The organism is Subsaximicrobium wynnwilliamsii (assembly GCF_007997225.1).
GTDB lineage: Bacteria > Bacteroidota > Bacteroidia > Flavobacteriales > Flavobacteriaceae > Psychroserpens > Psychroserpens wynnwilliamsii.
The window spans coordinates 129239-147524 of record NZ_VORM01000002.1 but is presented as its reverse complement, the minus strand read 5'-3'; the positions used below and the strand labels follow the sequence as shown (position 1 = coordinate 147524).

At 38.7% G+C, this 18286-nt stretch carries 16 protein-coding genes and 1 tRNA gene; 10 read left to right on the top strand and 7 right to left on the bottom strand.

The features are described from left to right. Window positions 1–128: 128 nt before the first annotated feature. From ESY88_RS02055 to ESY88_RS02035, 4 genes are all read left to right on the top strand, one after another. Window positions 129–2327: a bifunctional alpha,alpha-trehalose-phosphate synthase (UDP-forming)/trehalose-phosphatase gene (locus ESY88_RS02055; RefSeq protein WP_147085235.1), complete on the top strand. Its 2199-nt coding sequence runs from the start codon at window positions 129–131 to the stop codon at window positions 2325–2327. A gap of 189 nt (window positions 2328–2516) precedes the next feature. Next, on the top strand, window positions 2517–3848 hold the full coding sequence (locus ESY88_RS02045; protein WP_147085234.1) for a M28 family peptidase: 1332 nt from the start codon (window positions 2517–2519) through the stop codon (window positions 3846–3848). Between the two features lie 264 nt (window positions 3849–4112). Further along, window positions 4113–5327, top strand: a complete 1215-nt coding sequence (locus tag ESY88_RS02040) for a nuclear transport factor 2 family protein (RefSeq protein WP_147085233.1) — start codon at window positions 4113–4115, stop codon at window positions 5325–5327. Between the two features lie 200 nt (window positions 5328–5527). Beyond that, entirely contained in the window at window positions 5528–6019 is a 492-nt protein-coding gene (locus ESY88_RS02035) for a DUF6265 family protein (protein ID WP_147085232.1), read from the top strand. Window positions 6020–6082: 63 nt separating this feature from the next. On the opposite strand, the gene ESY88_RS02030 is transcribed toward ESY88_RS02035, so the two are convergent. The 3 genes from ESY88_RS02030 to ESY88_RS02020 all read right to left on the bottom strand — a co-directional run bounded on the left by ESY88_RS02030 (window position 6083) and on the right by ESY88_RS02020 (window position 8651). After that, a complete protein-coding gene (locus ESY88_RS02030) occupies window positions 6083–7279 on the bottom strand; it encodes a DegT/DnrJ/EryC1/StrS family aminotransferase (protein WP_147085231.1) in 1197 nt (398 codons plus the stop codon). Window positions 7280–7288: 9 nt separating this feature from the next. After that, window positions 7289–7708 (bottom strand): hypothetical protein, encoded by a 420-nt coding sequence (locus tag ESY88_RS02025; protein WP_147085230.1) that lies wholly within the window; start codon window positions 7706–7708, stop codon window positions 7289–7291. A gap of 313 nt (window positions 7709–8021) precedes the next feature. After that, on the bottom strand, window positions 8022–8651 hold the full coding sequence (locus ESY88_RS02020; RefSeq protein ID WP_147085229.1) for an NAD(P)H-dependent oxidoreductase: 630 nt from the start codon (window positions 8649–8651) through the stop codon (window positions 8022–8024). 207 nt (window positions 8652–8858) lie between these two features. On the opposite strand from ESY88_RS02020, the gene ESY88_RS02015 reads away from it, so the two are divergent. Then, window positions 8859–8943: transfer RNA gene (locus tag ESY88_RS02015), tRNA-Ser, on the top strand. Window positions 8944–9408: 465 nt separating this feature from the next. Here the strand turns inward: ESY88_RS02015 and ESY88_RS02010 are convergent. Next, window positions 9409–9762: a type II toxin-antitoxin system HicB family antitoxin gene (locus tag ESY88_RS02010; protein WP_147085228.1), complete on the bottom strand. Its 354-nt coding sequence runs from the start codon at window positions 9760–9762 to the stop codon at window positions 9409–9411. Then, a complete protein-coding gene (locus ESY88_RS02005) occupies window positions 9747–10004 on the bottom strand; it encodes a type II toxin-antitoxin system HicA family toxin (RefSeq protein WP_147085227.1) in 258 nt (85 codons plus the stop codon). The genes ESY88_RS02010 and ESY88_RS02005 overlap by 16 nt, the downstream gene beginning before the upstream one ends. 600 nt (window positions 10005–10604) lie before the next feature. Here ESY88_RS02005 and ESY88_RS02000 point away from each other — a divergent pair. Continuing rightward, window positions 10605–11360, top strand: coding sequence for a hypothetical protein (locus ESY88_RS02000; RefSeq protein WP_147085226.1), 756 nt, complete (start codon window positions 10605–10607; stop codon window positions 11358–11360). A gap of 194 nt (window positions 11361–11554) precedes the next feature. Next, a complete protein-coding gene (locus tag ESY88_RS01995) occupies window positions 11555–11830 on the top strand; it encodes a hypothetical protein (protein WP_147085225.1) in 276 nt (91 codons plus the stop codon). A gap of 139 nt (window positions 11831–11969) precedes the next feature. On the opposite strand, the gene ESY88_RS01990 is transcribed toward ESY88_RS01995, so the two are convergent. Further along, window positions 11970–12533: a DUF6642 family protein gene (locus tag ESY88_RS01990; RefSeq protein WP_147085421.1), complete on the bottom strand. Its 564-nt coding sequence runs from the start codon at window positions 12531–12533 to the stop codon at window positions 11970–11972. Window positions 12534–12933: 400 nt separating this feature from the next. On the opposite strand from ESY88_RS01990, the gene ESY88_RS21640 reads away from it, so the two are divergent. Next, window positions 12934–13062: a hypothetical protein gene (locus ESY88_RS21640; protein ID WP_262713060.1), complete on the top strand. Its 129-nt coding sequence runs from the start codon at window positions 12934–12936 to the stop codon at window positions 13060–13062. 67 nt (window positions 13063–13129) lie between these two features. Here ESY88_RS21640 and ESY88_RS01985 read toward each other — a convergent pair whose 3' ends face one another. Next, complete coding sequence (locus ESY88_RS01985) at window positions 13130–14605, bottom strand: helix-turn-helix domain-containing protein (RefSeq protein ID WP_147085224.1); 1476 nt, start codon at window positions 14603–14605, stop codon at window positions 13130–13132. 119 nt (window positions 14606–14724) lie between these two features. On the opposite strand from ESY88_RS01985, the gene aceB reads away from it, so the two are divergent. Next, window positions 14725–16323, top strand: a complete 1599-nt coding sequence (gene aceB, locus ESY88_RS01980) for a malate synthase A (RefSeq protein ID WP_147085223.1) — start codon at window positions 14725–14727, stop codon at window positions 16321–16323. 83 nt (window positions 16324–16406) lie between these two features. Further along, complete coding sequence (locus ESY88_RS01975) at window positions 16407–18032, top strand: isocitrate lyase (RefSeq protein WP_147085222.1); 1626 nt, start codon at window positions 16407–16409, stop codon at window positions 18030–18032. Window positions 18033–18286: the final 254 nt, after the last annotated feature.

Sequence of the window (18286 nt, the reverse complement as noted above, 5' to 3'; positions counted from 1 at the left end):
TCCTGATTTAAAGGTTAGGGTTTTAACTGGTATCCATTTTTTTTTATTTCAATGGAAAAAAATGTTATTGTTGAAACCATTTTTTCTTAAATTAACGAAAATCCTTCCTACAATCAAAAAAATTTGACATGAATAAGACAATTATTGTTTCCAATCGCCTTCCACTTCAAATAAAAATCGAGAATGACCAGTTAGAAGTCACGCCCAGTGTTGGCGGATTAGCGACGGGTTTAAAATCTGTTCATAATGATGGTAAAAGTCTCTGGATTGGATGGTCGGGATTGACCGAAGAGGAATTAAGTGAAGCACGGTCTAAAGAAGTCAAAAAATTAGTGACAGCGGCCAAGTGTGATTCTGTTTCGCTTACCCAGGATGATCTTGAGAATTTTTACTACGGTTTCAGCAATCGCACACTTTGGCCACTATTCCATTATTTTATGGAGTACACCGAGTTTGACAACGACTATTGGGAATCTTACAAAGCCGTAAACCAGAAATTTGCCGATAAAGTTTTAGAGCATTTAGAAGACGGTGATACCGTTTGGGTTCACGATTATCAACTCTTGTTACTGCCCAAACTTATAAAAGAAAAAATGCCAAACACAACCATTGGGTTTTTCTTGCATATTCCTTATCCTTCCTACGAAATATTTAGAACTTTTCCTTGGCGTGAGGAATTGCTTCATGGCATGTTGGGTGCCGACTTGATTGGATTTCACACCTATGATTATGAGCGTCATTTTTTGAGTTCGGTCAAACGCATTTTGAGATTGGAGGTCAATTTCAATGAAGTCACTTATCACGATAGAATTGTAAAGGTAGATTCCTTTCCTATGGGCATTGATTACGACAAGTTCCATGATTCGGCCAGTAAACACAAAACCGATAAAAAATCGGAACTCCAACAACGCTTGGATGACCATATCCAATCTGGCAGTGATGCCAAAATGATCCTTTCCATAGATCGTATGGATTATACCAAAGGCATCCCAAACCGCATACGTGCTTTTGAGTATTTTCTGAATAAATACCCGGAATATAAGGAAAAAGTACGTTTAATCATGTTGGCGGTGCCATCGCGATCAAATGTGCCTCAATATCAAAAACTGAAGCGCGATACCGACGAATTGGTGGGCCGCATCAACGGGCAATTCTCAACCGTGAGCTGGACCCCTATTTGGTATTTTTACCGCTCCATGCCTTTTGAAAATCTCATTGATCTATACACCTCATCACACGTCGCCATGATTACACCGGTTCGGGATGGTATGAATTTGGTTGCGAAAGAATATGTGGCAACACGAACAGAACAAGATGGTGTTCTCATTTTGAGTGAAATGGCAGGTGCTTCCAAAGAAATGAACGAGTCCATGCTCATCAATCCCAATAATTTTGAACACATTGCCGATACCATTAAGTACGCTCTGGAAATGCCTTTGGAAGAACAAAAATCGCGCATGAAAATTCTTCAGAAACGTTTGAAACGCTATACGGTTGAGAAATGGGCTGAGGAATTTATGAAATCACTTCACGCCACAAAACATCTTGGCGCTGTTATCGTAGCGAATCGCTTGGAAAAAGAGATCGAAAACAACATGTTAACTGAATTCAATTCGGCCGAGCGCCGCTTATTTTTATTGGATTACGACGGCACCTTGGTGGCCTTCAAAGATAACCCGATAGAGGCAAGTCCAGATGAGCAACTCTATCAACTACTGGATACGCTTAGCGCGAACAACAAAAACGATGTCGTGCTCATTAGTGGTCGCGACCGCGAAACATTTACACACTGGTTTGCGAATAAAGAGTACACACTCATTACCGATCACGGCGTTTGGCTCAAAGAAGAAGGCAAGGATTGGGAAGCTCTGGAACGACTTAAAAATGGTTGGATGGAAAACATCAAACCCATTTTAGAAACCTTTGTCGATAGAACACCTGGCACCTTCATAGAAGAAAAAAAATACTCTTTGGCCTGGCATTACCGCAAGGCAGATCCAGAATTGGCCCAGATAAGAACCATAGAAATAGATACAGTATTGACCAGCTTGATCTCTAATAATGATCTTAGCGTTTTAAAAGGCAATAAAGTAATTGAGATCAAGAGCAGCAGTGTCAACAAGGGACGCGCATCATCACGGCTTTTGGCCAATAACGATTACGACTTTATCTTTTGCATTGGTGATGATTGGACCGATGAGTACATGTTTCAAGAACTACCAAAGTCGGCCTATACTGTGAAAGTCGGCTTTAAAAAAACCAGCGCCAAGTATTATGTCAAGGATACCGATGAAGTACGCGAGGTTTTACATAAATTTATGGCTTAACGAGTGAAGACGAAGACGAAGACGAAGATGAAGATGAAGATGAAGATGAAGATGAAGATGAAGATGAAGATGAAGATGAAGACGAAGACGAAGATGAAGATGAAGATGAAGATGAAGGAGAACTTGAACTTGAACTTGAATTAAACCTTGAACATTGAACCCTGAACTTTGAACCTTAAACCAATAAACATGACGAAGGCTTTTTTTATATTTCTAATTGCGATGAGCTCGGTTTCGGCACAAACCAATTTGAAAATTTATGATATTATCGACAAAGTTTCCGAAGAATCCATTAGAAACGATGTCAAAACCTTGACTGAATTTGGCACCAGAAACACCTTTAGCGATACCTTGAGTGACACCAGAGGGATCGGTGCCGCGAGACGCTGGATTAAAACTGAATTTGAAACGATGTCAAAGGCGTGTAACAGTTGCCTCAATGTGTTTTACCAGAAGGATTTTGTGACTCAAGAAGGCAACCGCCGGGTGCCACATGATGCTTGGGTTGTAAATGTGGTCGCTATCCAGAAAGGCTCAAAGTACCCCAACCGCTATATCATTATGAGTGGTGATATTGATTCCCGGGCCAGCGACACCATGGATTTCACTACCGATGCGCCTGGTGCCAATGACAATGCCTCAGGCATGGCGGGAACTATGGAAGCCGCACGCGTGCTGAGTCAGTACCAATTTGAAAACAGCATCGTCTATGTGGGTCTTTCTGGCGAAGAGCAAGGTCTTTTTGGAGGCGCTGGCTTAGCCGCCTATGCCAAAGAAAACGATTGGGACATCATTGGTGTTTTCAATAATGACATGATTGGGAACATTGAAGGTGTAGATGGCGTCATTGACAATCGCAGCTTTCGCATCTTCTCAGAGCCTGTGCCAGCGAACGAAACCGAAAAAGAACGCAATGCCAGACGTTTCTATGGTGGCGAGGTTGATGGCATTAGCAGGCAATTGGCGCGATACGTGCATAAAACCACTGAAACTTACATGCCCGAAATGAATCCGATGTTGGTGTATCGACTCGACCGATTTGGAAGAGGTGGGCATCACCGGCCTTTCAATGATTTGGGCTTTGCCGGGATTCGTATCATGGAAGCCCATGAAAATTACACCCAACAGCATCAAGACATCCGTACTGAAAACGGAATCGACTATGGCGATACTTTTGAGCATGTCAACTTTCCCTACGCCAAAAAACTCACCACTGTTAACGCCATCAATTTGGCGAGTCTGGCTTGGGCACCTCCTGCTCCCACTCAGGTTGCTATTGGTGGTATTGTAGAACCTTCAGCAAAATTGAAATGGAACGCTGTTGAAGCTGCCAAAGGGTATAAAATCTATTGGCGAGACACCACCTCACCAACTTGGGACCACAGCCGATATGTAGAAAATGTAACCGAATTCACTTTGGAAGGCATCGTCATTGATAATTATTTCTTCGGAATAGCCGCTGTTGGCGAAAACGGCTTTGAAAGTGTTGTCGCCTTTCCGAATGCGATATTGAGGGATTGAGTCTTTACGATGGCTTACATGAACTTCTTGCTACGAAAAGCTAACATCTTTTAAAAACAAGCTTTTGAAGATCACTGTAATCGGTTGGAAAAAAAATTAAACGGCGGGGCTAAATCCCGCAGATTTCGCAGACTAATACAGAAAAAAAATAGGTATTTTTTTTGACATCAATTAAATAATTTACCGGCATAAAACCATTTGTGGTTTTGGATAAATTTATGAACAATCAAATATACTTTTCCTTTTTATAGAAACCACAAGGGCATGAATCACTATTTCACAACTCTCGTTTTTACGATTCTTGGCTTCGTAAGCCAGGCGCAGCCAGATACCGATGTGTATCTTTTTGATATGTCTTTTGAAAAGGACAGCCTAATGCTGAGCAACCTCAAGAATATATCAGACCAAAGCGGTTATGACAACCAACCTTCGTTTTTAGATGATAGCCACGTATTGTTTACCGCAACCAGAAATGGGCAAACCGATATTTGCTCCTATAACCTAGACGACGCAACAAAAATATGGTTGACCAATACTGAAAGCAGTGAATATTCGCCACTTAAGATTCCGTTTCAAAATGCAATTTCTGCAGTACGCCTAGAGAAAGACGGCACCCAATATTTAGTGCGCTATCCGATTTCAAAAGATGAGCCACCAACCGTTCTCATTGATGATATCGTGATTGGCTACCACCTCTGGCTCAATCGCCATATCCTGATTTCTTCAATTATCAAGGATGAAAATCTAAGCTTAACGGTATCTGATTTTAGGTTTACCAAACACAAGGATCTCATTGATAATGTTGGTCGCTCCTTATCAAAAATCCCTTCAGAAAAAGACGAAAACAACTTCAGCTTTATAGACAAAAACACCAAATCTTGGCAAGTCATGAGCTTTGATCTTGAAAAATTGAAAGCCAAAGTCCTTTTTGAGATGCTGCCCGAGGTCGAGGATTTAGTTTGGCTGAATGAAGATTTGGTTTTGGCCGGAAAAGGCGCAACACTTTATCTACACAATTTAAGAAAACGCAGTGATTGGCAGCCTGTGGCGTCTTTAGAGCACTTAGGGCTTAGCAATATCACAAGATTGGCGATTAGTCCCAATGGAAAAAAACTCGCCATTGTCGCTGAAAAAATTCAGGATATTGACAAAAAAACACCAGAATTGATTGTACTGCAACAGTTGGAAGCTTACAACAACCGAGATATTGAAGCCTTTTTAAACTGCTATTCCGATGACGTGCGACTTTATAATTTTCCGAAGGAACTGATTTCCGAAGGAAAAGAAGCGCTACGAGAACAGTTCGGCAACATGTTCGAAAGCATTACCGACTTACACGCCGAAATTGAGAACAGAACCATTATTGGCAATACCGTCATTGATAAGGAAAAAGTAAGGGCCAACGGAAAAACACATGAAGCCGTCGCCATATATGAAATCGAAAACGGATTGATCACACGTGTGACTTTTTTGGAATGAAACTTAACTCAGTGGTAGAAAAAACATCCTGCCGATAGCAATCGGGACGATAAGACCTAGGAACCATAATAATTACATCAAAATCAAAACTTTGTGATTATAAACCAAAGTTCCATAAGTTTCGCTCATTCTGAAAATGGCTGAACTGAATTAAGTTTTATAATGGAAGATTCCAAAATCAATACAGCAAAACCTATCCTATGAAAACAGTAGCCTTACTTTTTTGTCTCTGTGTCTTTCAATTACAGGCACAAACCATTGACAGCACTTCCGTTGAAAAGCCTTTAGAGCCCAAACTGGAAAACATCGCCTGGCTTGCAGGCTCTTGGCATGGTGAGGCATTTGGTGGACAAACGGAGGAAATTTGGAGCAAGCCCTCCGGAGGTTCTATGATGGCCAGCTTTAAATTGATTAACGATGGTAAAGTTTCCTTTTATGAACTCGAAATCATTCGGGAGATTGAGAATTCACTCATCCTTCAGTTAAAACATTTTGACGGCGAGCTCAAAGGTTGGGAAACCAAGGATGAGACCATTGATTTTCCGTTGAAGAAACTTACTGCCAAGCAAATGATTTTCGATGGGATGAGTTTTAAACGCGTTTCCGATACGGAAATGAATGTATTTGTGGACATCAAAAATGAGAATGGCGACGTGGATTTGGTTCAGTTTAATTATAAGAAAGTGGAATGAAATGACAAATTGGTTTGCATTGCAAAACTATTCCTATCAACAAGACCTCTAAAAATTAGAGTCTTATCCCAAAATGGATTTTACGATTTGAGCCATTTTTGTTGCTCTGTTTTCAAGCGCTTCTGGAGTCCACGACATTTTAATCAAGCAGGATATATTCCGGCCAATAAAATGATTCGACTGCTCAAAGGTTTTATGCTGAAGCTGTGCCAAGCCTGCTTTTACTTCCGCAGAAAGTGGATAGAGCGATTTTTGTTCCGTAAGGTGTTGCCATTTGCGCACATAATGCCAGTTGTTGTCGTAATAATGAAAACAGACATCAATACCATTGCTTTTAAATTCCTTAGTGGTTTGTCGCGCAGTTTCAAGATCGGGCAGAAAAAAATTGAGAAAAGCATAACTTTCCTCGCCACCTGAGGGCACTTTTCTAAAAGTCAGGCCTTCAATTAGGGATAAGGCATTTCTTAGAACGGTATAATTTCTTTTTTGAACCTCCAAGAATTCTGGCAAACGACGCACTTGCGCCAAGCCCACCGCAGCATTAAGCTCTGAAATTCGAAAATTATAGCCCAAGAACGGGTGTGTTTCAGCGCCGCGATCTGTTCCGTCATGGTCATGTCCATGATCGGTAAAATGATCTGTGTTTGTGTAGTAAGCGTCGTTATTAGTGATTACAGCGCCACCTTCGCCACAGGTTATGGTTTTTACAAAATCAAATGAAAAACAGCCCAAATCGCCGATACTTCCAAGAGATTTGCCATTATAGGTGCCACCAATAGCTTGGCAGGCATCTTCGACCAGGAGCAAATCGTGTGCCTCACAAATGCTTTTAAGCGCCGTCATATCTCCCATGCTTCCGCACATTTGCACGACCATTACCGCTTTCGTTTTAGCAGTTATGGCCGTTTCCACAGCTTTTGGATCTAAGGTCAAGCTATCATCAATATCCACCAAAACCGGAATGGCGCCCAACATCAATATCGCCTCAAAGCTAGCCACAAACGTAAACGTTGGCATGATGACCTCATCGCCAGCACCAACACCCGCAGCTGCGAGCGCGACCGATACTGCCGCAGTACCACTAGAAACCAATTGGGCATGTTTGACACCAAATGCATTTTGCAGTTCAGTTTCCAACTCCTTAGCCTTCCAATGGCCATTGCGCATGCCATCAAAACCGTAGCGCATGAGCACGCCACTATCTAAGACATCATTAACTTCCTTGCGTTCCAAATCTCCAAAGCGTTCAAATCCTGGCATACTTATTTTTTAAAATGTTGTATTTAACAATGCTATAAAAGCGTTTATATTTTCTGAAGTGATCTCGTTTAGCGGTTCGCCAATCATCTCTTTATATTGATCGACCAAACCAAGCGCCGGTACCGATTCACTTTTGGTAAAATGTGTGGCGTGGCGTCTCGCATCCACATTACTGCTGGTAACATCCATTTTCAGGAAAACCACCTTACCCTTCAAGGATCGGAAGGTTTCCGTATCAAACAGTTCCTGCTCCAAAAGCTGAAGCGCTTTGCTGTTGCTGCCATCAGTAACAAACGTTAGAATAGGTTGGTTGAGACTAGCTGCTGTAGTTAGAGCGGTTTTATAATTGGTAAGCCAATTTTGACCACTAGATTGCGCGGTGACCTGGAGGGATAATGCGCAAACCAAAAGTACCAGAAGTTTTTTCATGAGTGATTGTAGGTTGTGCGCAGTGTTGCGCAATTATTCTTACCAAAGATAAGGCAAAGCTTTAGGTCTCCAAAAAATAGTTTACATTTCATTAAGGTCAAAGATATGACTTAAGACCGCTTCGCTGAAAGACATAAGACCTACGACTAAAATGCACCGTATGTATATTGAGATTTCCAGTAAATAAGATTGAGCTAGTTTAGAATATCATCTCAAATTAACAAAGCATCGTGGTCAATATTGGTCTAAATGAAAACACTGAAATTTATAGTAATTGACAGCGTTCTCAAAAATGCCTACCTAAAGTCAATATTTACAGTTCTATAATGGTATGATCCTCAGATTTCCTGACCTTTTTCATAGTGGCAAATTGATCGTCTTCGGCTCTAAAACCAATGGGCAACAACAAAACGGATTTCAAACCTTTTGGCTCCAAATTCAGAACTTCATCAAATTTTTTCGGTATAAAACCCTCCATTGGGCAGGAATCTATGCCTTCAACCGCACAAACGGTCATCAAGTTACCCAAAGCGATATAGGCTTGTTTGACCGACCATTCCTGACGTTCGTCAACGCTCATGTTGGTCATGAATTTTTTTAAATCGGCACGATAGGGTTTCAAAATCGTTTCTGGCGTTTCACGCAGATAATTCACATTATTGAAATGCAGGTCCACATCTTCTTCTTCAATATTTTCCTGAATACACAAGACCAACAAATGAGAGGCATCCACAACTTGTTTTTGATAAAAGGCATGTGGCAGCAAATCGGCTCTCATCGTTTTATTCTCCACAATCATCATTTTAATGGTTTGCAAACCAAAAGACGTTGCGGTAAGATTGAACGCTTGTTTAATGATGTTCAATTTTTCTTCGGAAAGCACTTTAGAAGCATCAAACTTTTTAGTGGCGTATCGCCATTGCAGACTTTCTATGATATTCATTTTCTAAATTCAATTTCTGCAAAAATAACACTTGAAACTGATATTAACGAAAGCCTGTGCATAGTTTAGGACATTGAAATCATAAAAGTCTTAAAAAAGGCTGATTTTTATTTGAATGGAATAAAAAAGCGTTCTATATTTGCACCCTCCTAAAGGAATGCCTCGCATTCCATCGGTGGGCAGTCCCGCTGAATTTAGGAATATATTGGAGAGCTGGCAGAGTGGTCGAATGCGGCAGTCTTGAAAACTGTTGAGGGTCACACCTCCAGGGGTTCGAATCCCTTGCTCTCCGCAAAAGGAAACCCACGACTTTTTAGTCGTGGGTTTTTTATTTATTGGAACTGCTCAAACCCCTTCGGTTTGAAAGCTGTGGAAATCAATAAAAAACCAAGCTTGCCTTTTTTAGGGCAAGGTGTGGGTTTCTATGTTTGTATTGGATTCTCTTTTTGGATCAATTCATTAATCCCTTGCTCTAGACTAAGTCAACTGAAAAACATACGGTTACGATGTTGACATCCAAAATCACACCCAATTCTATTTGAATTGGGTGTTTTTTTTGCACTAATTCGTACTTATTCAATAATGCGAAACAATCAAAAATTTGAAGTAAAGCATGACTATGACTTAGTCTGAATGTTGTGAAGTTTAATGAAATATGCCAAAATAGTTCCAGCAATTATTTCATTATTGATGTATAACACCAAACACCAATTGGAATAATTAGTACTAAGACCATTTAGCATCGTTTATTCGGACTTTAATTCAACACTTTATCTTCATTTTTTACTAGAAAATCAAAGGCCTTGTTCACAAGCTCGTTTAACTTCATTTGTTTTTTCTCTGCAATTAATGCCAAATCTCTATGTAGTTCGTTTGACGTGCGAACATTAAAAACACCTTTATAAAATTTATTCGGGGCTTTATTAAGTGCTATGCATGTTTCAAGATAATCTTCTACAGCCTCAATAAAAGCCTTTTGAATACCGTCAACAGAATCAGCCTCAAACGTAACCAAATCGTTTATGCCAATAATTTTCCCATGTAATACAGCATCCTCAGCACTAAACTCAACAGAGCCTAAATATGCTTTATGTTTTAGATAATCTGCCATGCCTTTAGTTTTTCAATGATTTGTTTAATTAAATAAGGCTTGATAATATTGCTAGGGTAAGGTTTATGCAAATTGATAATGTCTTTATTTTCATTTGCAAACTTTACTCTAGAACCGCCAGTTTTTCCATTTTTAGAGAGTTCTACAAAACCGAAATGCACTAATATCTTGATAAGTTCTTCCCAAGTTAAATCTTTGGGATTACTTTGAAACTTAGCAATTAGCTTTTCAATTTTACTCATGTCGAAAGAAAGAGAAATGAATTGTAACTAAAAAATAGTTACTTTTGTTTTTTCCTGTTTTAAGCATCGTCTTTTTTAAATCATTTAGACTTTTTCTCTGCTGGCACGAGCATCCCGATCGTGACAGTTTGAATAAGAAAGAACAACTATGAGAGCGCAAACAAGAGGCTTGCACTAGCGTGGAAACATCTACATCGTATGAGTAGTTTCTTATAACTTACATTGTTTATCTCAAAGCTTTCAAAACTATTTTTATCTAACATTACAAATCGCGATACTTCATTAGGACTTCTCTTTTCCGTGTATGCCTTTCAGAATAAAGTCAAATTGAAATCTGTTAAATTTATATCAAGATGGATGCCCCACCCCCTCTCTTCCCAAAATAGGTTGACCAAGAATCAAACGATTTAAGTCAACTCTGGAACCCTAAAAGAATGGCACTTGCCGTAAAAATAGTGTCGAAAGTAAATTTCGACTTGAAATTTTCAATAATCGACCAAATCGGGAGTGGTCAATTATCGATTAAACACAGTTTTTACCTGATTAAATGTTACTTTTTTATATTTTCGTGCTTCGACCTAACCTTTTAATACCCAAATCATGAAACAAGCTTACTTAATAATTTTCCTATTTACTTTTATTTTTACTACCGCTCACAGTCAACAGTCTAATACTAAGAACGTTCGTTATAATCTTGGTGAAGTGAGTAAAAATGTAACTTCTGGAATTGAATCCTATAATTTAGAAGATTTAAAATATCACGCTAGAATTTGCAAAGAAGCAATCGAGGTTGTGGAAAAATTAGTTGAGGCAGAACAATGCTATAATACACTTGATTTATCCAATAGTATTGCTATCTATTTAGAAACTGCATTATTGGCAGAAGAATTAGTGACTGCTAGAACCTATTTAAATAAAACTGAAGAGTTAATACTTAAAGCTTTTTACGAATATGATATTTGTAAAAGTGAATTATCAAATGCCAAAAGTAGCAAATATGGAGAAAATGCTCTAAACACACTGCAACAAAAGCAGGCAGATTTAAAGGCACGGCAAGCTGGATTAGAACAGCAAGCAAAAGACATTGAACTTCAATTAGCTGAACAGGAAAAAAGAGAGTCTCTTTTAAAGAAGCAACAGTTTATTGCTTCAAATGAAAGAGCGATTACACGTAATATAAACACCTATAACGATGTGTTGAAATCTTGTGATTGTCAGGATACGATGTCATATGCTTCTGAAAGTGTTTCCGTTATATCGGCTAAGAATTTTCAGGACATCAGAATGCATTACTTGGATACCATCATAGGGATCTCTGAAAATTACACTAGTAAATTAAAAGCGTGTAAAAATTAAATTGAGTTACAAGCTTTATAGAGGAATGGCTCTAGTTTAAAATGGCAATTATAGCTGAAATATCGGATTCTCGGCGTTTTGGTTCCCTTTAGGGGCGGGTTTCTGCTAGCGTGATCGTCCCGCTCGCGAGCGTTTGAGTAAGAAAGAATAACTATAGGAGCACCTACAAGAGGCTTGCACAAGTAAAAAAAAGCATGAGTGGAAAATATAAATTTCATAAACCAGTCGTAGCCTACTTTACAAGTTTTATTTACAGGTTTTTTATTTTATTTGATATTAAAAAGCGCAAGTCTTCCCAGCATAATAATGCTAATATTTACCTAAGAATAACTTCTGTTGGTCAAAGGGCTGAATTTAATTTGCGCAGAAAAGAATATAAATTTATGGAATTCAAGTTCCTGCCTTTTCTGGCAGGCTTAGCGAAATGGAAATCGGAAGCTTTGGTGTCAGCTCCAAGACCATTGTCATGAAGCCTTTTTCAGTAATAGACCTTTTCGTTGATTGAAGTGGGAATGGGCTGAGGGCTCCAAATCGCCATATTATACGCTAATGTTATGATTCCCATCTGCGTCAGAAAATAAGATACTAGACCTTATGGTAAAAAGCGTTTTAATAATACAGTCTAAAGTCAAGTAGTTTGCAGAGATTATAATGCTTTTGAAACATACTTTCTACGACTTCCTTAAGATCGTCATTTTCTTGGTACATACTAAAAAAAACCCTGTCAATTGTATTGGCACTTGAAATTTCCTGGAGCTCAGATCCATAACCTGAAATAGCGCGTGCTCCTGTGACATCCAGAAAATACTGTGACTCCTCATCGGTTAGATCCAAGACTTTTTTGTTGGCAAAATGGATCACTTTCCCGTTCATTTTCCCTTCAAAAAGTTCGGCTATCTCTTCAATGCTATAGTAATAGTCATTCAGCAAGATGTTGTTCGACTCTCCGGGCATAACGAGGTAAATAATTTCATAGTCTTTAAAGTTATGATCGTCATACAGCAAGTTACTCAAGCTCTCCTCTAGGCCTTCAATGGAATCACAAGCTTTGTAAATACTCGCAACCCCTTGTTTTAGTGCGATATTCTCTAAAATTTTTACAACATCGGTCGTGGTGTCACTCTCTATATCTGGAACAGCTTCAAGACAGAAAATAAATTTTTCATCCTCAATAAAAGGCTTCTTTGGATTTATTAGCATCCCACAAAATTCCTCTTTTTGACTATCTTAAACAACTAAATTATTAAAACATTAAGAACATGGTATTACCATTGTTTTATTAAGCTATCCTTCAACATATAAGAAAATCCCTTTATCAATTAATAAGTTTCCACTCAAACGCATATTGCAAATGAGATGAAGTGAAGCTCTCAATTTTGAAAACAGAAATCCTATTTATAAAATTCATATGGGAGTTGAGTCCAATAATTCTTTGGCAAAGCAATTTCCTGGTGATCTGACTTTTTGAGAATGCAGGGAACTGTGCTTATCAGGTTTTAAAAACGAATTGTTCCAGTTGAGCAGGATCTAAAGCAGACTGGACTATCAAGCTCAAGCCCTAGATTGGATTCAAATGAGTAAATACTTGGTGCTCAATTTTTCAGGTATCGCGGCAATGGCATTAGATCTTTACATGGCTTCTTGGGAAACAGAACGCGTAAGGTTCGGTTCGGCATTGGCCGTATATTTCATTCTAAGCTAAAGATTTTAATACTGGAAAGCCAATAATGGAACAACTCATACGCGTTTAGCTCTATACGGCGCTATTGTTATCCAAACTTACTGTTCAATTCTTCCACTACGCGTTCAATTTTTTTATTCTTGGCCGCCTCGTCCAACACAACGGCAGGCGCTTGTCTTACATCGCAATTCTTGATGGCACAACGCTGACATGTTACTCCTACCTTTTGAGTCACAATGGTCTTGTCTTCTAAAAAGTTGAGCTTTCGTTGCAATTGCCTATTAATTAGCAACCCCACACTAATGCTTCGGTATTGGTTCTCTTTAAAAGGATCTTTAGTTGCAGAAGACATTATTAAATATTTCATACCATCATGCTCATAATCTGATATTTGCAAATCAAATTCATGCTCGTTTTTACTTTTGCTTATATCTTTCAATACCTTTAACGATACCCAACGCCTGCAGTAATGCTCATTGGTTTCGTTAGCATGGGGCGAATGTTGATGTGACAAATGCAGTTCCTTTTTAAGATGAAATTTATCACTATTGGCTTTATGTGTAAATCTTAAAAAAAACAGATTCTGAATATTGAATGCTTGCGGCAAAATATTAGTCAGTCTTTGATAAAAAGATTCTGGTGATGCATTGAAAGTCTCAATCGCCTTCAGGAACAGGGATCTGTCAAAGGTTTCCTTTTTAAATATGTCGTTCAATTGCTCTTTGATCTGAACCGTGGGTATGATTAAGGCCCCGGCGAAATAGGACGCATAAAAATTGTTTAAAACTTGATCAAAAGTGTCAAACTTTATCCATGGAAAGGTAAATAGCCGTTCCTTGATCTCTAAAAAATTGTAAGCCAATTCTTTGGCATAAATAAAAGTACGCTGTGCTTCGTCTACTTCATTGGTGAGTAATAAGGTTTTAGATTTTGGAACGAAAACACTACGTAAACTGCCCAAGGCTTTGTATTTTACAAGCTCTTCTTTTTCAATGACATAGCCATACTCCTCAATGAGTATCTCTTCTAAATCTTTTGAAGCAATGATTTGGTTCAAATCTATCTGGTAGGCCTTGGCAAACTTTAATACACTTTGCTCCAAATCTTCAAAATAATTATTATTTGCTTCCTGAAAAGAGCGCACTGAAGCCAGATAAAAACTCTCTCTACTAAAGTTGTAATTCTGTGCTATTTCGATGATTGTACTAATAAAGGCATTGACCTTGGCAGGTGCATTGGCAACGATATCTATTAAATTCCTTTCTTTAATGCCGAAGAGTTCCAAGGGTATTTCCTTTAATACTTTAGACTGCAGCAAATCACCAATGGGTGCTAAGTTTTTATCCAATTTTAAAGATACCATTTGATCATAAGGCACATCTAATTTTTCAGAAAGGATTGCAATTTTATCAGGTTTTGGATATTTTTTTCCGTTCTCTATTTCATTTAAATACGATTTAGACAAGCCCGAAAGTTTAGACAAACCAAATAGGGATAAATTCCTGTCAGTGCGTATCTGCTTTAGCTTAAGCCCGAATATAAGTTTAATATAATCTTCTTCCATACTTGCAAATATAAGCTAATTTGCGAATATCTATTTTTGGCGAATATGATTATTTAGCGAACGTTCGCTTGTTTTTTACAAATCTTTGTTTTATTATTGTCCTGTAAAACAATAAGATTATGGAAAACACACTTTTAAAACAATCCAAAGTTCGATTCTCTAAGACCGTTAAAAACTATTATCCTGAAATTTTAACTGACGAAGCTTTAGAATTTATCGCGGCACTTCACGAAAGATTTAATCGTAAACGATTGGAATTATTGAACAATCGTGAAACACAACAAACCATTTTTGACACTGGTAAGTTTCCTGAATTCCCCGCGGAAACAAAATCCATCAGAGCAGGTCATTGGACGGCAGGTAAGCTCCCCAAAGACCTTCAAGACCGCCGTGTGGAAATTACTGGGCCAGCAGACAGGAAAATGATTATCAACGCACTAAATTCAGGCGCTAAGACCTTTATGGCCGATTTAGAAGACAGCAACTCGCCTACTTGGGAAAACAGCATTGAAGGGCAACAACATTTAATTGATGCCAATACCAAAACAATCTCACTCGTAGATACAAAACGAGGGAAATCATATAAGTTGAATGATGAAACTGCAGTGCTTTTAGTTAGACCTAGAGGTTTACATTTAAATGAACGGCACATTATCATTAACGATGAAGAAGTCTCAGGAAGTCTAGTAGATTTTGGACTTTATGTATTTCATAATACAAAAACACTTTTAGAAAATGATACGGCGCCTTACTTTTACCTCCCTAAGTTAGAGCATTATACTGAAGCGCGCTGGTGGAACGATGTATTTGAGTTTGCTCAAGAGTATTTACATGTACCTAACGGAACGTTTAAAGCAACGGTTCTCGTTGAGACCATCACTGCAAGTTTTCAACTGGACGAAATCATTTTTGAACTAAAAGATCATATCGTAGGTTTAAATTGTGGTCGTTGGGATTACATATTTTCATACATCAAAAAATTTAGAAACCATCCCAACTTTGTCGTGCCAAATCGCGACCAGGTTACCATGACTACGCCTTTTATGGATGCGTATTCTAAACTTGTGATTCAACGTTGCCATAAACGTGGCATCCTCGCCATTGGCGGTATGGCTGCACAAATTCCCATTAAAAATGATGAAAACGCAAATGCTGCGGCGCTCGAAAAAGTGAGACTGGACAAAGAGCGTGAAGTTAAAAACGGGCACGATGGCACGTGGGTGGCGCATCCAGCATTAGTAGAGATTGCCATGACCGAGTTCAACAAACACATGACAACGCCAAACCAAATGCAGGTCACACGGGACGATGTTCAAATCACTCAAGCCGATCTGGTTGAACTTCCAAAAGGCAGCGTTACCGAGGCTGGAATACGAAAAAACATCAACGTCGGGATTTTATACACTGAAGCTTGGTTAAGAGGTCATGGCGCTGTGGCACTTTACAATTTAATGGAAGATGCTGCGACCGCCGAGATTTCAAGGACCCAAGTATGGCAATGGTTAAAAAACGAAGTGAAACTAGAAGATGGGAGAACCTTCAATCTCGAACTCTACTTGGCACTGTTTGACGATGAAGTTGAAAAAATCATAACAGAATATGGCGAAAGCACCATTAAAAACACCAAGTTCAAACTCGCTATCGATCTTTTCAACACCTTAGTTGTTTCAGAAAAGTTTGAAGAATTTTTAACGCTTCCGGCCTATAAATACATCTAAAAAAAATGTCCCGCAACTACTGTAATAGTTTGCGAGACTTAATTATCAAAATCTAGAATAACCTTAATAATCACAACAAACTTATGAAAAATTTTGCACAAAGTAAGTATAGTTCCGCATTGGAAACGGTAAGAGATCTCAAAGCAAGGTATGGGACTACCTGGGATGCCATAAACCCTGAAAGCGCAGCTAAAATGCTCACCCAAAATCGATTTAAAACAGGTCTGGATATCGCTAAATACACAGCTGACATTATGAGAAAAGACATGGCTGAATACGATGCAGACTCGTCTAAATACACCCAATCTCTTGGTTGCTGGCATGGTTTTGTGGCACAGCAAAAAATGATTGCCGTTAAAAAGCACCATAAAACCACCTCCAAAAAGTACTTATATCTTTCTGGCTGGATGGTGGCCGCCCTGCGATCGGAGTTTGGACCACTACCCGACCAGTCAATGCACGAGAAAACTGCTGTTCCCGCATTAATAAAGGAAATTTATGATTTCTTACGCCAAGCAGATGCTATAGCCTTGAATGATTTATTCCATAGACTTGAAAAAGGAGAAGATGTGCAAGATCAAATAGATGGTTTTGAAACGCATATCGTTCCAATTATAGCCGATATTGACGCAGGTTTTGGAAACGAAGAAGCCACCTATCTATTAACTAAAAAAATGATCGAAGCTGGTGCCTGCGCCATTCAGATTGAAAATCAAGTATCAGATGCCAAGCAATGTGGTCATCAAGATGGGAAAGTCACGGTGCCTCATGAAGATTTTATTGCCAAATTGAATGCAGTTAGATATGCGTTTCTAGAATTAGGAGTAGATGACGGAATTATTGTGGCCAGAACAGATTCTGAAGGCGCTGGCTTAACTCAAAAATTACCTGTTAGTCAAGAACCAGGTGATTTGGCTTCTAAATATTTAGGATTTGTGGAAGCTGAAGCCATAGCCATTGCTGATGCCAAGGAAGATGATGTGCTTCTTAAAAGAGACGGAAAATTGGTGCGTCCTGTACGATTAGCAAATGGCTTGTACAAATTCAAAGATGGCTCTAACATAGATCGCGTAGTATTGGATTGTATTACGAGTCTTCAAAATGGTGCCGATTTGTTGTGGATTGAGACGCCAACGCCAAGTGTTACCCAAATTGCGCATATGGTAAACAGAATTAAGGAGGTTGTACCTAATGCTAAATTGGTTTACAATAACTCGCCGTCTTTTAACTGGACGCTAAACTTTCGTAATCAAGTATTCGAAGAAATGATGGCTGAAGGTGAAAACATGACAGCTTATGATAGAAATAACTTAATGGATGCACACTATGACGGTTCTGAATTATGCCATCGTGCAGATCAAAAAATTAAAACCTTCCAAGTTGATAGTGCTAGAGAGGCTGGAATTTTCCATCACTTAATCACATTACCAACCTATCATACCACTGCGCTTCATATGAATGATTTAACAGAAGGGTATTTTGGAAATGAGGGTATGCTGGCTTATGTAAAAGGTGTACAGAGACAAGAAATTCGCAAAAACGTTTCTTGTGTAAAACACCAGAGAATGGCAGGTTCAGACTTGGGTGACGACCATAAAACCTTCTTTGCAGGAGACAAAGCCCTAAAATCTGGAGGCAAAAACAACACATCGAATCAATTTGAAATTAAAAAGAATGCGCCAAAGCTTGAACTTGTTCTGGACAAGTGATTTTAAGCAACATTTTTCAAAAAGGCAACATGGCAGCGTGTTGCCTTTTTTTAATACTGCTCTAAACACATTAATTAAATTTACAATTATCATGGCATTTAAAACAGGAGTTCTATGGGATGCCAACCACAAATACCTTAGTGGTGTTGCTCCAATTTTCATTCTTTTAGGCTCTAGTTTAATCAAGCGTTGATTCTTTAATTTTAATTTAAAATCCAGATATTTTGAGCTGTCTCAATTCTATAAAATTCAAT

Coding starts and splice junctions, on each gene's coding strand:
- ESY88_RS02055 (WP_147085235.1), top strand. CDS start 129: ATGAATAAGACAATTATTGTTTCCAATCGCCTTCCACTTCAAATAAAA.
- ESY88_RS02045 (WP_147085234.1), top strand. CDS start 2,517: ATGACGAAGGCTTTTTTTATATTTCTAATTGCGATGAGCTCGGTTTCG.
- ESY88_RS02040 (WP_147085233.1), top strand. CDS start 4,113: ATGAATCACTATTTCACAACTCTCGTTTTTACGATTCTTGGCTTCGTA.
- ESY88_RS02035 (WP_147085232.1), top strand. CDS start 5,528: ATGAAAACAGTAGCCTTACTTTTTTGTCTCTGTGTCTTTCAATTACAG.
- ESY88_RS02030 (WP_147085231.1), bottom strand. CDS start 7,279: ATGCCAGGATTTGAACGCTTTGGAGATTTGGAACGCAAGGAAGTTAAT.
- ESY88_RS02025 (WP_147085230.1), bottom strand. CDS start 7,708: ATGAAAAAACTTCTGGTACTTTTGGTTTGCGCATTATCCCTCCAGGTC.
- ESY88_RS02020 (WP_147085229.1), bottom strand. CDS start 8,651: ATGAATATCATAGAAAGTCTGCAATGGCGATACGCCACTAAAAAGTTT.
- ESY88_RS02010 (WP_147085228.1), bottom strand. CDS start 9,762: ATGGCAGATTATCTAAAACATAAAGCATATTTAGGCTCTGTTGAGTTT.
- ESY88_RS02005 (WP_147085227.1), bottom strand. CDS start 10,004: ATGAGTAAAATTGAAAAGCTAATTGCTAAGTTTCAAAGTAATCCCAAA.
- ESY88_RS02000 (WP_147085226.1), top strand. CDS start 10,605: ATGAAACAAGCTTACTTAATAATTTTCCTATTTACTTTTATTTTTACT.
- ESY88_RS01995 (WP_147085225.1), top strand. CDS start 11,555: ATGAGTGGAAAATATAAATTTCATAAACCAGTCGTAGCCTACTTTACA.
- ESY88_RS21640 (WP_262713060.1), top strand. CDS start 12,934: ATGAGTAAATACTTGGTGCTCAATTTTTCAGGTATCGCGGCAATGGCA.
- ESY88_RS01985 (WP_147085224.1), bottom strand. CDS start 14,605: ATGGAAGAAGATTATATTAAACTTATATTCGGGCTTAAGCTAAAGCAG.
- aceB (WP_147085223.1), top strand. CDS start 14,725: ATGGAAAACACACTTTTAAAACAATCCAAAGTTCGATTCTCTAAGACC.
- ESY88_RS01975 (WP_147085222.1), top strand. CDS start 16,407: ATGAAAAATTTTGCACAAAGTAAGTATAGTTCCGCATTGGAAACGGTA.